Below are 14053 nucleotides of genomic sequence, written 5' to 3' on the forward strand. Positions count from 1 at the left end.
CGCAATGACCATGAACGCCAAGCGCAGGCGGGTGCACGACAAGCTGGCTGCGCTACCGGGGGTGCGCGCAGTGCGGCGCCCGGTCAGCCCTGGTTCTGACGAGCGGTTCGACCTGTTCTACGTGCGGTCCGGGCGTAAATCCGCGCATCCGCTGGTGATCATCCCGGGCGGTCCCGGCGTAGCGTCGATCCAGCCGTACCGCGCGTTGCGCAGGCGCGCGGCTGCGGCCGGATTCGACGTGATCATGATCGAGCACCGCGGTGTCGGGATGTCGCGGCATACCGATGCGGGTGCGGATCTGCCGCCGGCGGCCATCACCGTCGAGCAGGTGGTCGCCGACGTCGCCGCGGTGCTCGACGACGCGGGCGTGCACGCGGCGGTGCTGTACGGCACCTCGTACGGGAGTTACATCGCCGCCGGTTTCGGTGTCCGCCATCCGGACCGGGTCGCGGCGATGGTGCTGGACTCGCCGCTGCTGTCCACCGCCGATATCGAAGTGGTGCGCAGTGCCGTCCGCGGTCTCCTATGGGACGGTACGGACCCGGACACTGCGGACCTGGCGCCCAAGGTCCGGCGCCTGGTGGCCGGCGGGGCATTGGCGACCAGGGGAGGAGAACTGGCCGGTCTGCTGTACGGGTTCGGTGGCGCCGCCCTGCTGGACCGCCAACTCGACCTGCTGCTGCGCGGCCGCACCGTGGTCTGGTCGGGGCTCGCCCGACTGAGCCGACTCTCGACGCGAAAAGCGCCGTACCGCAACGAGGTAGACCTCGTCGGGCGAATCGCCTTCCGCGAACTGAACTACGCCGGCGTGCCCGACGGCCTCCCGCTGGACCCGGCGCTGGAGATGGCCGACATGATCGGCAGCGCCAAGTTCTTCGAACCCTTCGAGGCCGAGCCCTTCGACCTGCTCACCGAGCTACCGGACTTTCACTGGCCCACCGTCGTACTGTCCGGTGGCCGGGACCTGACCACCCCGCCGGCCGTTGCGGAGCACATCGCGGAGCTGGTGCCCGGTGCCGTGCTGGTGTCCATGCCGACGGTGGTGCACAGCGTGATCGACACCAGGGAGCGGGCGGCGTTCGCAGTGATCCGTGCCGTGCGCGACGGTGTGGCCGAACAACTTTCGGCCACTGCCGACGAACTGGATGCCCTGCCCGCTCGTCCGGCCATCCGGGTGGCGGTGTCGGCGATCACCGTGGCCACCGTCGTGGAGTCGGCCGTTCCCACTGCGAGATCGCATGGGACTACTTGAGGAAGCCGACCTTCGTGTAGTCGGTGTCGGCGAGGCCGGGGGCCCCGAAATTGGCCAGGCTGCTGCGCACTGCGACGTTTCCGGGTGACTGGAACAGCGGGAGGCTGAACACCTCGTCGAACAGCATCTTGTCCAGCTCGTTGGCCAGCGTCAGTGCCTTGGCCGGGTCGAGCTCTTCCAGCGTCTGCTCGATCTTGGCGTCGATCTCCGGGCTGCCGATCTTGCCGAAGTTACTGGCCCCGTCCTGCGCATAGATCTGGGTCAGCGAGCTCAGCGGGAAAGCGTCGCCGAGGAAGGCGAACTGGGCAATGTCGAAGTCGCCCTTGATGATGTAGTTGGTGAAGAATCCGGTACCCGGCTTGGTGTCGAGCTTCAGGTTCACCCCGATCTGGCCGAGCATGTTCTGCGCGATCTGGGCCACCTGCCGGGTGCTGCCCGCGTCGTAGAACACGTTGCGGATGACGAGTTCCTTGCCGTCCTTCTCGCGGAACTGCCGTCCTTCAGGCACTTTCCAGCCCAGCGCGTCGAGTTCGGCCTTGGCTTTCTCGGGGTCGAACGCCACCGACGCGGCGTTGTCCTGGTAACCCTGCTGGCCCGCGACGAAGATGTGGTTGTTCAGCGGGACCGGGTTGTCGGTGAGGCCCCGCTGGGTGATGTTGGCAAGTGCCTGACGATCGATGCCCTTGGCGACCGCGCTGCGCAGCGCCGGGTCGGCCAGGATCGAGCCGGGTGCGCCGTTGAAGGTCAGGTGGTACCAGCTGGCCGACGGGGCCCGCCGGATGCTGATCCCCGGGGTCTTTCGGGCGATGGTGAGTTCGTCCAGCGACGCGGTGCCGGTTGCGTCGATGGTGTTGTTCTGCAGCGCCGGGATGCGGGCGGCATCATCGAGCACCAGGTAGGTGATGCTATCCAGCAGCGGCGGGGTGCCCCACCATTTCGGGTTGCGGCTCAACGTGATCCGCTGAGCGCCCCGATCGATGTTGGTCACCATGAACGGGCCCGCCGACGGGCCGGGCGCTGTGAGTTGAGCCTTGTTGAAGGCCTCGGGGGTGGAGGTCATGCTCTTGGGCAGCAGCCGGCCGTTCCCGGCGAACATGCCCTTCCAGTCCGCGTAGGGCTTGGCGAAGGTCATCACGGCCTGGCGGTCGTCGACGCCGCGGGTCACAGTGGCCACCCGCTCGAAGCCGTTGGGCGCGGCAATCACGAACGCCGGGTCCTTGCCGCTGTTGGCCTCGGTCTGGGACTTGATGTCCTCCCAGGTGATCGGTGTGCCGTCGGTCCATACCGCCTTGGGGTTGATCGTGTAGGTGACCACCTGGGGGTTGGTGCCGGTCATCTCGACATTGGTGAAGTAGTCGGTGTTGACCGTGGCCGATCCGTCGGCGGCGATCACGAACGTGCGGGGCATGGTGGGCCTGGTGAGCGCGCCGACGTCGCCGGTGTTGCCGTCGAGGTGCAGCGGGTTGAAGTTCGAGGGGAACTCCGTCAGGGCCAGACGCAGATCGCCGCCCTGGCGCAGGTTCGCGACGTCCTGCGGATTGATGTCGTTGGTGCTGCCGACCTCGGCGTTACCGCCGGCCGACGGGGTCTCCCGATCACCGCCGGAGCATCCGGTGAGTGCGAGGCCGGCAACAACGGTGGCGATAGCCAATCGTCGGATGTGGAATCCGTTCATGCCGCCGATGCTAGAGGTACGCGGGCCGCTATGGGGTGAGGACTCGGACAGCGCCGGTTCGACGGTTGCGTTGGGACGGCAGCCGATACCGTGGGACCCGGGTTTTTCGACGGGGGAGGCGCGGCCGTGACGGACACGACTGGCACCGATGTTCGCTGGTCGCCGGCGACGCGAATCGGTTTCCGCTTCGGGTTCTGCTACTTCGGCCTTTTCGGGCTGGCTTGTTTTGTGGGGCTTACTCCGGTGTTGTTGGCAGGCGCCGGGATCCCACTTCCGTGGTCATCGGTTGCGGGCCTGCTTGAGGCGGTGCGCCCGTTGATCGATTGGACCGCATCCGGAGTTCTCGGACTGCGGATCGAGAGCATGCAGGTGGGCAGCGACAGTGCATTCCAGTGGACCGCACTGTTCTTGATGCTGGTGGTCTCCACGGTTGCGACTGTCGTCTGGTCGGTACTTGACCGTCGTCGCGGCAACTACGCGCGGTTGGCCGCCTGGCTCACCTTGTACCTGCGATTCGTGCTGGCCACGGCGATGTTCTATTTCGGGATGGCCAAGGCCATTCCCACCCAGATGCCGTTCGTGCTGAACCGTCTGGTCGAGCCCTTCGGCAACTTCAGCCCGCAGGGCGTGTTGTGGTCCCAGGTGAGCATCTCGCAGCCTTACCAGATCGCCCTCGGGTCGGCCGAGCTGCTGGCCGGTGTGCTGCTGCTGATCCCGAGGGCGGTGCCGGCGGGCGCGTTGCTGACAGCGATCGACATGACGCAGGTCTTCCTGCTCAACATGACCTACGACATCCGGCTCAAGACCGTGTCGTCGATGCTGCTGCTGATGAGCCTGTTCCTGCTGGCGCCCTACGCCGCGCGGCTGGCGGCGGTGCTGTTCTCGGATCGCGCGGTTCCCGCAGCAAGCACACCGCAGCTGTTTACCTCGGGGCGGGCCAACCGAATCGCATTGGTGGCCCAGCTATTGGTCGGTGCGATGCTGTTCGGTGTCACCGCAGCGCAGAACTGGCAACAGTGGGCCAGGCCGGTTCCCGAGCTCTACGGCATCTACCGCGTCGACGGCTTCTCGGCCGAGGGCTACCGGCGTGATCCGCTCCTGACCGACGAATTGCAGTGGCGTCGAGTGGTTTTCGACCGTTCGCTCAACATTGCCGATCCGATGCGGCTGACCATCCAGCACATGGACGACTCGTTCGAGGAATACGGTGGCACGATCGATGCGAGCCGGCACTTCATCGACCTGAATCACTACATCGAGTTGGGAACCGCCAGGCAGACACCGGTGCGGGTGCGCCTGACCTACTGGTGGCCGGGACCCGACCGCTTGGTGATCGACGCCGACGACTACGCCGGGCACCGCATCCACGCCTGGTGCACCAAGGTGGATCCGAACTCGTTTCCGTTGGTGGAGAGGGGTTTCAGTTGGGTCCGCGAGACTCCGTACAACAGGTGAACTCAGTCGACCGGCTTTGGTTGCGGAACCGCGGCCAGCAATTTGCGGGTGTATGCGTGCTGTGGGTTGGCGAACACCTCGTCGCCTGAGCCCTGTTCGACGACCGCGCCCTTGTGCATCACCGCGACATCGTGGGCCAGGTGTTTGACCACCGACAGGTCGTGGGAGACGAACAGGTAGGCCAGGCCGAACTGGTCCTGCAGGTCGAGCAGCAGGTTGATGATCCCGGCCTGGATGGAGACGTCCAGCGCGGAGACCGGCTCGTCGAGCGCGATGATCTTGGGCTGCAGGGCCAGGGCGCGGGCGATTCCGATGCGCTGCTTCTGCCCTCCGGAGAACTCGGCTGGGTAGCGGGCGGCGTCGGCGCGTCGCAGGCCGACCAACTCGAGCAGTTCGGCCACCCGTCCGTCGATCCGGGGTTTGTCGAAACCATTGGCGGTCAACGGCTCTGCCAACACATCCGACACCGGTAGCCGCGGGTCGAGTGAAGCCACCGGATCCTGGAACACCACTTGAAGGTCGGTACGCAGGGCGCGGCGCGTCTTCCGGTCCAGGGTGGCCACGTCGGAGCCGAGCACTTCTATCGAACCCGATTGCGGTGCAGACAGATTCAGGATCTCGTGCAGGGTGGTGGACTTCCCCGATCCGGACTCGCCGACGATGCCGAGGGTGCGGCCGCCGCGCAGGTCGAAGCTGACCTTGTCGACCGCGCGGACCTCGCCGACCTGCCTGCGCAGCACCACGCCTTTGGTGAGCTTGTAGGTCTTGGTCAGCTCGCGCACCCGCAGCACCACATCGGCGTCCTCGTCGGGCTTCTCCGGAGTGGTGCCGTTCGTGTCGGGGCCGCCCGGTACCTCATAAATCTCGGCGGCACTGCGCCCACTCACCTGATCGGTGCGGATGCAGGCGGCATGGTGATCCGGCGTCAGCTCGATGAGTTCTGGCTCGGCGGCCAGACATTCGTCGATGGCCAGCGGGCAGCGGGGGGCGAACGGGCAACCGGTCGGAACCGTGGTGAGCGACGGCGGTGCACCGGGGATGGGCACCAGACGGGTGCCCTGCGAGGCATCCAGGCGTGGCACCGAGCCGAGTAGGCCGACGGTGTAGGGCATCCGGGCGTTCTCGTACAGCTTGGCCACCGGAGCGTCCTCGACGGCCCGGCCGGCGTACATCACGAGGGCCCGGTCGGCGAATTCGGCGACCACACCGAGGTCGTGGGTGATGATCAGCACCCCGGCGCCGGTGACGTCGCGCGCGGTCTTGAGCACGTCGAGGATCTGGGCCTGCACCGTCACATCGAGGGCGGTGGTGGGCTCATCGCAGATCAGCAGATCGGGATCGTTGGCGATGGCGATGGCGATGACCACCCGCTGGCGTTCGCCGCCGGACAACTCGTGCGGGAACGAGCGGGCGCGTTGTTCGGGCTGGGCGATGCCGACAAGCTCCAGCAGTTCGACGGCCCGGGACCGGGCTGCGCGCCGCCCCAGATCACGGTTGTGGGCTTCGAGCGCCTCGGCGATCTGATCACCGACGGTGTAGACCGGCGTGAGCGCGGACATCGGATCCTGGAACACCGTGCCGATGGTGTTGCCCCGGACCCGCGACATCTGCGTGTCGGACAACCCGATCAGTTCCTCGCCGCGCAGCCGCACCGATCCGGACACCTCGGCGAACTCGGGCAGTAGCCCGATCACCGCCATGGCACTGGCCGATTTCCCGGCACCAGATTCGCCGACGAGCGCGACCACCTCACCGGAATCCACGTGGAAGTTCAGGCCCCGCACCGCGTGTACCGCGTCGGTGTCGGTGGGGAAGTCCACCGTCAGATCAGATACCTCGAGCAGCCGGCTCATCGGGCGCCGCCCTTCCGCCGACTCCGCCGTCGCAACCGGCCGCTGCCCGGGTCGAGGGCGTCACGGAGGCCGTCACCGATCAGGTTGGCGCACAGGATGATCAGCACCAAAACTCCCGCCGGGAACAGGAACACCCAGGGGAAGGTGGTGGCGGACTTGGTGCCGTCGGCGATCAGTGTGCCCAGTGATACGTCGGGCGCCTGGATACCGAATCCCAGATAGCTCAAACCGGTTTCGGACAGAATCGCCACGCCGACATTGAGCGCGGTGTCGATGATCAGGATGGATGCCACGTTGGGCAGGATGTGGCGCACGATGATGCGCGCGCTGCTGACACCCATATAGCGGGCAGCCAAGACGAATTCGCGCTCCCGCAGGCTCAGTGTCATCCCGCGCACGATGCGGGAGCTGATCATCCAGCTGAATGCCGAGAGCAGCACGATCAGCCAGAACACCCGATCGGACTGGCTCAGCCGCGGCGTGACGATCGCGATCAGGATGAAGCTGGGTACGACCAGCAGAACGTCGACGATCCACATGAGCGTGCGGTCGCGCCAGCCGCCGAAGTATCCGGCGACCGAGCCGACCGTGGCGGCGATGACGGTCGAGATGAACGCCACACAGACGCCGATCAGCATGGATTTCTGCATGCCGCGCAGGGTTTGGGCGAAGATGTCCTGCCCGAGTGCGTTCGTCCCGAACCAGTGGTCGGTCGACGGCGGCTCCTGCAGCGCGTAGTAATCGAGGTCCGAATAGCTGTAGGGGAGCAGCGACGGCAGCGCGTAGCAGGCCACGAACATGATCACCAGCAGTGTCAGCGACACCACGGCGGGCCAGTTGCGCAGGAACCGGCGGAACACGAGGGTGCGCCGGGTGGCGAACTCCTCGGTGTGCAGGCCCGAGCGGGCCGCGGCGGCATCCCCCGTGGGAGCAGACGTCTGGGTCATGTGACTCGCACCCTCGGGTCGAGCATCGCGTAGATGATGTCGGAGAGCAGTCCGGCGACCAGGATCACGGTGCCGGTGAACACCGTGATGGCCGCGATGATGTTGGTGTCCTGGGTGGCGATGCCCTGCACGACCCATTCGCCCATGCCGTGCCAGCCGAAGATCTTCTCGACGAACACCGAACCGGTGACCAGCCCGGCCACCCCATACGCGAACAGGGTGGCCATCGGAATGAGTGCCGTCCGCAGCCCGTGCTTGAACAGGGCGCGACGCCGGGTCAGCCCCTTGGCCCGCGCGGTGCGGATGAAGTCCTGGCCGAGCACGTCGAGCATGGCGTTGCGCTGGTACCGGCTGTAGCCGGCGATGGCCATCAGGGCCAGGGTGAACGTCGGCAGCACGAGGTGCTGCAGCCGGTCGACGAACTGGTCCCAGGCGCCGCCGACGGGCACCGGTGCCGTTTCCCCCGTGTACTCGAAAATCTGCACACCGAAAATCGAGTTCACGTTGAGCGCGGCGAGGATCAGCATGTTGGCGATGACGAAGGACGGCGTGCTGATCACCAGCAGCGACAGCACTGTGATGACGCGGTCCGACAGCCGGTACTGGCGGATCGCCCCCCAGGCGCCGACCACCACCCCGATCACCGCACCCGAGATCGCGCCGATGACGAGCAACCGCAGGGTCACCCCGATGCGCCGCCACAACTCGTCGACCACCGGCTGGCCGGTCACCGTGGTACCGAAATCGCCTCGGACCGCGCCGGCGGCCCAGTTCGCATAGCGGAGCGGAATGGGCTGGTCGAGGCCGAGTTCAGCGGCTTTGGCGTCGATCGCGGATTGCGGCGGCCGCGGATTGCGCTGCTCGAGGCTGTCGAGGGGTTTGAAGTTCAGCGAGGTCAGCGTGAACGTCAGGAACGACGCCAGGGCCAGCAACACGATGTAGTTGAGCAGCCGGCGCGCCAGAAAGCGCGTCATCCGGTTGTTCCTGCCCACGGCTGCATGCCAGACAGGGTAGAGCAGCCCGGCACCGGAACCCGGTCATCGCGGCGATGTATGCCTTCGGCGCGCCTGTGCTCGGTGGGTAACTGGTAGTGGGCTCACAGCGTCGGCATAGAAATCAGGCGTTCACTGAAATACATGAAGGTCAGCGGACTGAAGAATGTGAAAGTGATCGCTGCGGTCGCCGGTGGTGCGGCCGTGGTGGGGCTGGGCGTGTTCGGAGCGGTCTCGGACGTTCACCTGGGGGCCGGCGAGTCCCTGGCTTCCGGATCCCACATGAACGTCGGCCAGACCAGCACGGAGACGACGCCTCCCACTGCGCCGCAGGTTTCGATGGCAGTACCTGCGATGAGGGGCTACACGCCGCCGTCAGGGTTCGCCGTCACGCACTGATCACGCGACCGAGCGTCGGTAGTGGTTTCACCGCCACCCGCCGCGGCTATACGTCGCGCGGAGGTGAGCGCATTGGGTAGCGCGAAGGAAAACATTCAGCGAAATCTGAAATTGGTCAGCGCCGGTGTCGGCGCGATCGGTGGGTTAGCCACCGCTGTGCTCGGAGTCGCCATGGGCGGAGGCGTCGCCGGAGCCCAGCAGCGGGTGGAACCGCCTGCCATCACCACTGGACAAACGGTTACCGAGACGACTCCGCCGACGGCCCCGGAGACCTCGAAGGGCACTCCGACGGTCTCGGCCACCACCCCGCCGGGGTTTGCCACGCCACACTGATCGCCGCTGATCTCACCGACCGGGGCCTGCGAAGTCGGGTTTACCACGCCTGCAGGCACCGGTAGGGAGGTCTGTGTGACAGGAGACGAACGCAACAAGCGGACCAAGTACGCGATGGCCGGTGTCGGGGCGATCGCACTGGCAGCGATGGGCGCATTCGGTGCGATGGTGGCCGAGGCGCCGAGCAGTGGCGCCGTCCCCGCTGTCAATGTCGGTGAAACCGTAACGAAGACAACGGCTCCCACCGAACTGGAGACATCTTTCGCCAAGCCGAAGGTGAAGGTGGACCTGCCCGACGGGTACGGCAACGGTTAGCGGCCGGGTGCCTCGCCGATGCTGGTGACGGTCGGCTTGTCCGTCGGTGCCGAACCGGTGCGGGTGGCTCGGATCAGGACCCGGTCGTTGACCTCGTACAGCGGTTTGACGGCGTCCGGCAGGGCATAGCTCTGGGTGAATCCGTCGTTGCTGCGCACCGTCACCGACGTTGCGCTCAGTTCGGTGATGGTGCCGGTTTGAAACAGGGTCGTACGGTAGCCGCCACCATCGGTCAGCACCGCCTCGCTGTGGATCGTGGCGGGATCGGTCCGGTCGTGGGACCGCCCGTCCATTCCTGGCCCGCCCATCCAGGGCGGCGGCCCGCTCTCTGCATTGGGCGGACCATGGCGGCCGGGGCCCTGCGTATCGGTGGCGGCATACACCGCCGCGCCGCCGAGCCCCGCAATGGCCGCCGCGATGCCGACTGCGGCAACAGTGGGTCGGATGCTCATGCGGACCACGCTGCCGGGGTTGGCTGTGTGCCGGCTGTGTGCGGGCTCTGGCCCAGATGTGGCGATTCTTCACAGCTGGCGCATAGAGAGCGCTCAGTCGGGGCCTAACGAGCGGGCGAATAATGACCGGGTGAGCAGCACGACCAATGGCACCGATTCCGAGTCCGGGCGCGCCGTCATGCGCCGTGCCGATGGCAATCCGATCCAGGTCCTGGTAGTCGACGACGAACCCGTACTGGCCGAACTCGTGTCGATGGCGCTGCGCTATGAGGGCTGGGACATCGCGACTGCAGGTGACGGCGCGAGCGCCATCGCCGCAGCCCGGGAGAGCCCGCCCGATGTGGTCGTCCTCGACGTGATGCTGCCCGATATGAGCGGTCTGGACGTCCTGCGCAAACTGCGGGAACAGATTCCCGGCCTGCCTCTGCTGCTGCTGACCGCCAAGGATTCGGTGGAGGACCGGATCGCCGGTCTCACCGCCGGCGGCGACGACTACGTCACCAAACCGTTCAGCCTCGAGGAAGTGGTGCTGCGGTTGCGGGCACTGCTGCGGCGCACCGGAGTCACCAGTGAGGACGGCGGCGCCAAGATCGTCGTCGGCGATCTCGTGCTCGACGAGGACAGCCATGAGGTGACCCGGGCCGGTGATCAGATCACCCTGACCGCCACCGAGTTCGAACTCCTGCGCTTCATGATGCGCAACGCCAAGCGGGTGCTGAGCAAGGCCCAGATACTCGACCGGGTGTGGAGCTACGACTTCGGCGGCCGGTCCAACATCGTCGAGCTGTACGTCTCGTATCTGCGCAAGAAGATCGACAGCGGGCGGGAACCGATGATCCACACGCTGCGCGGTGCGGGTTATGTCCTCCGGCCCGCGCGCTGAGGTGACGGCCGGGACCAGCGCCACCCGCTGGTGGTCACCGCGGACCTGGACCCTGCGGGCCCGGCTGGTGGTCACCCAGGTGGCCCTGCTGGCGGTGGTGTGCGCCAGTATCGGGGTGGCGACAGAGTTTGCGCTGCAACGGTTTTTGATGAACCAGCTCGACGACCAACTGATCGAGGCCGGCCGGCGCTCGGCCGCCATCTTCGAATTGCCGCCGCCGCCACCGGGAACCCCTCCACCGCCGGGGATGCACCGTCATCACCGTGTTCCGTTCGACCCTGAGGAGGGGCCGGGACCCGGATTCCTCAATGCCCCGGGACAGGCCGCCCGCACGGTCGGAGCGGTGGTGGCGCCGAACCGTCCGGTCGACGCGGGGGTGATCACCGCTGACGGCGACCGCGTCGAGGTCAGTGCGGCCGCGGCCGTCCAGCTGTCCCAGGTCCCGGCCACCCGGGAGCCCGAAACCGTGGACCTCGACGGGCTGGGCCGCTACCGGCTCATCGGCCTGCACCCGCGTCACGGCGGCCCGCAGACCATCGTGACCGGACTGCCGACCGCCGTCGTCGACGACACCCTGCTGTGGGTCCTCGGAATGTTCTGTGTGCTGGCGGTGATCGCGTTGATCGCCGCGACGACGGCCGGAACCCTGATCATCCGACGCCAACTCGCCCCGCTGTCCCGCGTCTCGGCGGCGGCGCGACGGGTGGCCGATCTCGAACTCGACCGCGGCGAGGTGGAGTTGCCGACGCCGATCGTGCCGGTCGACCCCGCCAGCGCCCACACGGAGGTAGGCCAGCTCGGCAGCTCGCTGAACCGGATGCTCGACCGCATCGCCAGCGCGCTGTCGGCCCGGCACGCCAGTGAGACGCGGGTGCGCCAGTTCGTCGCGGACGCCAGCCATGAGTTGCGGACGCCCCTGGCGGCGATCCGGGGCTATACCGAGCTGGCCCAGCGCAAACGTGATGACCTGCCCGCCGACGTGGCCCATGCGATGAACCGGGTGGAGTCCGAGACCACGCGGATGACGCAACTGGTCGAGGACATGCTGCTGCTGGCGCGCCTCGATGCCGGCCGGCCACTGGAGCGCGACAGCGTGGATCTGTCCCGGCTGATCGTCGACTCGGTGAGCGATGCCCACATCGCCGGCCCCGACCATCAGTGGGCGCTGGATCTACCCGAGGACCCCGTGGTGGTCGAAGGCGACGAGGCCCGGCTGCACCAGGTGCTGGCCAACCTGTTGGCGAACGCCCGAACTCACACCCCGTCGGGCACCTCGGTCACGGTGTCGCTGAAACCAGACCGGGATGCCGTGCTGCTGAGCGTCGCGGACGACGGTCCCGGCATCCCCGCGACACTGCTGCCCGACGTGTTCGAACGGTTCGCCCGGGGAGACTCGTCGCGGTCACGACGGGAGGGCAGTACCGGGCTGGGTCTGGCGATCGTGGCCGCGGTACTCAAGGCACACGGCGGCACCATCGAGGTGAGCAGTACCGCGGGCTCGACCGAATTCGAGGTGCGGCTGCCGGTCATCAGCTCACAGGGCACGCACAGGACGGACCAATCCGGCACCTAGCGGCCGCGGCAACGATGAGAACGTGACCCTTGTTGCCGCGCATCCCGCTGCCGAGGTGCAGGCGGCGACATACGGGGAGTCGACGCCTCGCAGCTCCACCCCGATCACCCAGCGCATCGCCCTGGGCCTGCTGTTGGCCGGCACCGCGGTGCTCTACCTGTGGAACCTGTCGATCAGCGGGTGGGCCAACGCGTTCTACTCGGCTGCCGCGCAGGCCGGCGCCGAGAACTGGACCGCGATGCTGTTCGGATCCAGTGACGCGGGCAACGCCATCACCGTGGACAAGACGCCGGCGGCGCTGTGGATCAGCGACCTCTCGGTGCGCCTGTTCGGGCTGAGCTCGTGGAGCGTGCTGGCGCCGCAGGCGTTGATGGGGGTCGGTGCGGTCGCGGTGCTCTACGCGGCGGTACGTCGCGCGGCCGGACCGTGGGCCGGTCTGCTGGCGGGCATCGTGCTGGCGCTGACGCCGGTGGCCGCGTTGATCTTCCGGTTCAACAATCCGGACGCGCTTCTTGTACTGCTACTCATCGTGGCGGCCTACTGCGTGCAGCGCGGGATCGAAAAGGATGCCAGCCGTTGGTGGTTCGTCGGCGCGGGGGTCGCCCTCGGCTTCGGGTTCCTGGCCAAGATGCTGCAGGCATTCCTGGTGCTGCCAGGGATTGCCGCCGCGGTGCTGGTCGCCGGAGACCGCCCATTGGGCCGACGCATCCTCGATGTCGCCACCGCCGGCGTCACCATGGTCCTCAGCGGTGGCTGGTACCTGGTGCTGGTGGAGTTGTGGCCGTCCTCGTCGCGGCCCTACATCGGTGGTTCGCAGCACGACAGCATTCTCGAATTGGCTTTGGGCTACAACGGTCTGGGCCGGCTCACCGGTGACGAAACGGGTGGCCTCGGCAATCTGAACTTCGACGTCGGGCCGGGGCGGTTGTTCGGGTCGCAAATGGGCGCCGACATCGGCTGGTTGCTGCCCGCGGCGCTGATCTTCCTGGTGGCCGGCCTCTACCTGACCCGCCGGGCCGCCCGCACCGACCCGACCCGCGCCGCTCTCATGCTCTGGGGTGGTTGGCTTCTGGTCACCGCGGTGGTGTTCAGCTTCATGAACGGCATTGTCCATCCGTACTACACCGTGGCACTCGCTCCGGCCATCGGTGCGGTGATCGGCATCGGGGCGACTCTGCTGTGGCAACACCGCACCGACCTGCGCGCCGCCACGGCGATGTCGGGCGCCGTGCTGGTAACCGCGATCCTGGCCGCAGTGCTGTTGGCCCGCAACGACGATGCGTTTCCGTGGCTGCGGGCGGCGGTGGCAGTGGTGGGCGTGGGTGCGGCGGTACTGCTGCTGATGGTCGCACGGTTGGAGCGCCCGATGGTGCGGGTCACGGCGGTGCTGGCGGTCGCGGCCTGCCTGGCCGGTCCGGCCGCGTACTCGATCGCCACCGCGTCCGCCCCGCACACCGGGGCGATACCGACCGTCGGTCCATCGCGTGGTGGCGGCGGATTCGGCGGAATGTTCGCGGCCCCCGATCCCGGGCCAACGCTGACCGCAACACTGGCCGCAGATGCCGACCACTACCGGTGGGCGGCCGCCGTGGTGGGCTCGTCGAATGCCGCGGGATACCAATTGGCCACCCGCGCACCGGTGATGGCGGTCGGTGGCTTCAACGGCACGGATCCGGCACCCACGCTCGACGAATTCCAGCGTCTCGTCGACGATGGCGACATTCACTACTTCATCCGATCCCGCATCATGGCCGGCGGATTCGGCGGACACACCCCCAGCGGCAGCCAGGCGGCCACCGAGATCGCGGAATGGGTCCAGGCCCATTACAACCCGGTCACCGTTGACGACGTCACCATCTACGACCTGACTCGCCGTGCGTCGAACACATAGCCGGCGCATAGCTTCGCCCAACCCGGATCACAA

At 67.3% G+C, this 14053-nt stretch carries 13 protein-coding genes; 8 read left to right on the forward strand and 5 right to left on the reverse strand.

The window, feature by feature from the left end:
* The first annotated feature begins 4 nt into the window (after positions 1 to 4).
* Positions 5 to 1252 (forward strand): alpha/beta hydrolase, encoded by a 1248-nt coding sequence (locus AC4LGL_RS32480; RefSeq protein WP_491842347.1) that lies wholly within the window; start codon positions 5 to 7, stop codon positions 1250 to 1252.
* On the opposite strand, the gene AC4LGL_RS32485 is transcribed toward AC4LGL_RS32480, so the two are convergent.
* A complete protein-coding gene (locus tag AC4LGL_RS32485) occupies positions 1245 to 2927 on the reverse strand; it encodes an oligopeptide ABC transporter substrate-binding protein OppA (protein WP_491842348.1) in 1683 nt (560 codons plus the stop codon). The genes AC4LGL_RS32480 and AC4LGL_RS32485 overlap by 8 nt on opposite strands.
* 90 nt (positions 2928 to 3017) lie before the next feature.
* Here AC4LGL_RS32485 and AC4LGL_RS32490 point away from each other — a divergent pair, with 90 nt between their 5' ends.
* Positions 3018 to 4382: a DoxX family protein gene (locus AC4LGL_RS32490; protein ID WP_491842349.1), complete on the forward strand. Its 1365-nt coding sequence runs from the start codon at positions 3018 to 3020 to the stop codon at positions 4380 to 4382.
* A gap of 2 nt (positions 4383 to 4384) precedes the next feature.
* On the opposite strand, the gene AC4LGL_RS32495 is transcribed toward AC4LGL_RS32490, so the two are convergent.
* Genes AC4LGL_RS32495 through AC4LGL_RS32505 form a run of 3 tightly spaced genes read right to left on the reverse strand, consistent with a single transcriptional unit; the run spans position 4385 to position 8156 of the window.
* On the reverse strand, positions 4385 to 6235 hold the full coding sequence (locus AC4LGL_RS32495) for an oligopeptide ABC transporter ATP-binding protein OppD (protein ID WP_491842350.1): 1851 nt from the start codon (positions 6233 to 6235) through the stop codon (positions 4385 to 4387).
* Positions 6232 to 7182, reverse strand: coding sequence for an oligopeptide ABC transporter permease OppC (locus AC4LGL_RS32500; protein WP_491842351.1), 951 nt, complete (start codon positions 7180 to 7182; stop codon positions 6232 to 6234). The genes AC4LGL_RS32495 and AC4LGL_RS32500 overlap by 4 nt, the downstream gene beginning before the upstream one ends.
* Complete coding sequence (locus AC4LGL_RS32505; protein ID WP_491842352.1) at positions 7179 to 8156, reverse strand: oligopeptide ABC transporter permease OppB; 978 nt, start codon at positions 8154 to 8156, stop codon at positions 7179 to 7181. Before AC4LGL_RS32505 ends, AC4LGL_RS32500 begins: the two co-directional genes overlap by 4 nt.
* A 162-nt stretch (positions 8157 to 8318) precedes the next feature.
* Here AC4LGL_RS32505 and AC4LGL_RS32510 point away from each other — a divergent pair, with 162 nt between their 5' ends.
* The 3 genes from AC4LGL_RS32510 to AC4LGL_RS32520 all read left to right on the forward strand — a co-directional run bounded on the left by AC4LGL_RS32510 (position 8319) and on the right by AC4LGL_RS32520 (position 9221).
* A complete protein-coding gene (locus AC4LGL_RS32510) occupies positions 8319 to 8573 on the forward strand; it encodes a hypothetical protein (protein WP_491842353.1) in 255 nt (84 codons plus the stop codon).
* A 63-nt stretch (positions 8574 to 8636) separates the two neighbouring features.
* On the forward strand, positions 8637 to 8906 hold the full coding sequence (locus tag AC4LGL_RS32515) for a hypothetical protein (RefSeq protein WP_491842354.1): 270 nt from the start codon (positions 8637 to 8639) through the stop codon (positions 8904 to 8906).
* 75 nt (positions 8907 to 8981) lie between these two features.
* Complete coding sequence (locus AC4LGL_RS32520; protein ID WP_055116241.1) at positions 8982 to 9221, forward strand: hypothetical protein; 240 nt, start codon at positions 8982 to 8984, stop codon at positions 9219 to 9221.
* On the opposite strand, the gene AC4LGL_RS32525 is transcribed toward AC4LGL_RS32520, so the two are convergent.
* Positions 9218 to 9673 carry a hypothetical protein gene (locus AC4LGL_RS32525; protein ID WP_491842355.1) on the reverse strand — a complete coding sequence of 152 codons (456 nt, stop codon included), beginning with the start codon at positions 9671 to 9673 and terminating at the stop codon, positions 9218 to 9220. The genes AC4LGL_RS32520 and AC4LGL_RS32525 overlap by 4 nt on opposite strands.
* A 178-nt stretch (positions 9674 to 9851) precedes the next feature.
* On the opposite strand from AC4LGL_RS32525, the gene AC4LGL_RS32530 reads away from it, so the two are divergent.
* The 3 genes from AC4LGL_RS32530 to AC4LGL_RS32540 are packed head-to-tail and all read left to right on the forward strand — an operon-like array spanning position 9852 to position 14020.
* Positions 9852 to 10556 carry a response regulator transcription factor gene (locus AC4LGL_RS32530; protein WP_491842483.1) on the forward strand — a complete coding sequence of 235 codons (705 nt, stop codon included), beginning with the start codon at positions 9852 to 9854 and terminating at the stop codon, positions 10554 to 10556.
* The gene (locus AC4LGL_RS32535) at positions 10534 to 12129 is read left to right on the forward strand and encodes a sensor histidine kinase (protein ID WP_491842356.1); all 1596 of its coding nucleotides are present in this window, start codon (positions 10534 to 10536) and stop codon (positions 12127 to 12129) included. The genes AC4LGL_RS32530 and AC4LGL_RS32535 overlap by 23 nt, the downstream gene beginning before the upstream one ends.
* A 55-nt stretch (positions 12130 to 12184) precedes the next feature.
* Complete coding sequence (locus tag AC4LGL_RS32540; RefSeq protein WP_491842484.1) at positions 12185 to 14020, forward strand: glycosyltransferase family 39 protein; 1836 nt, start codon at positions 12185 to 12187, stop codon at positions 14018 to 14020.
* Positions 14021 to 14053 lie beyond the last annotated feature (33 nt).

This window comes from Mycolicibacterium arcueilense, from assembly GCF_058536225.1.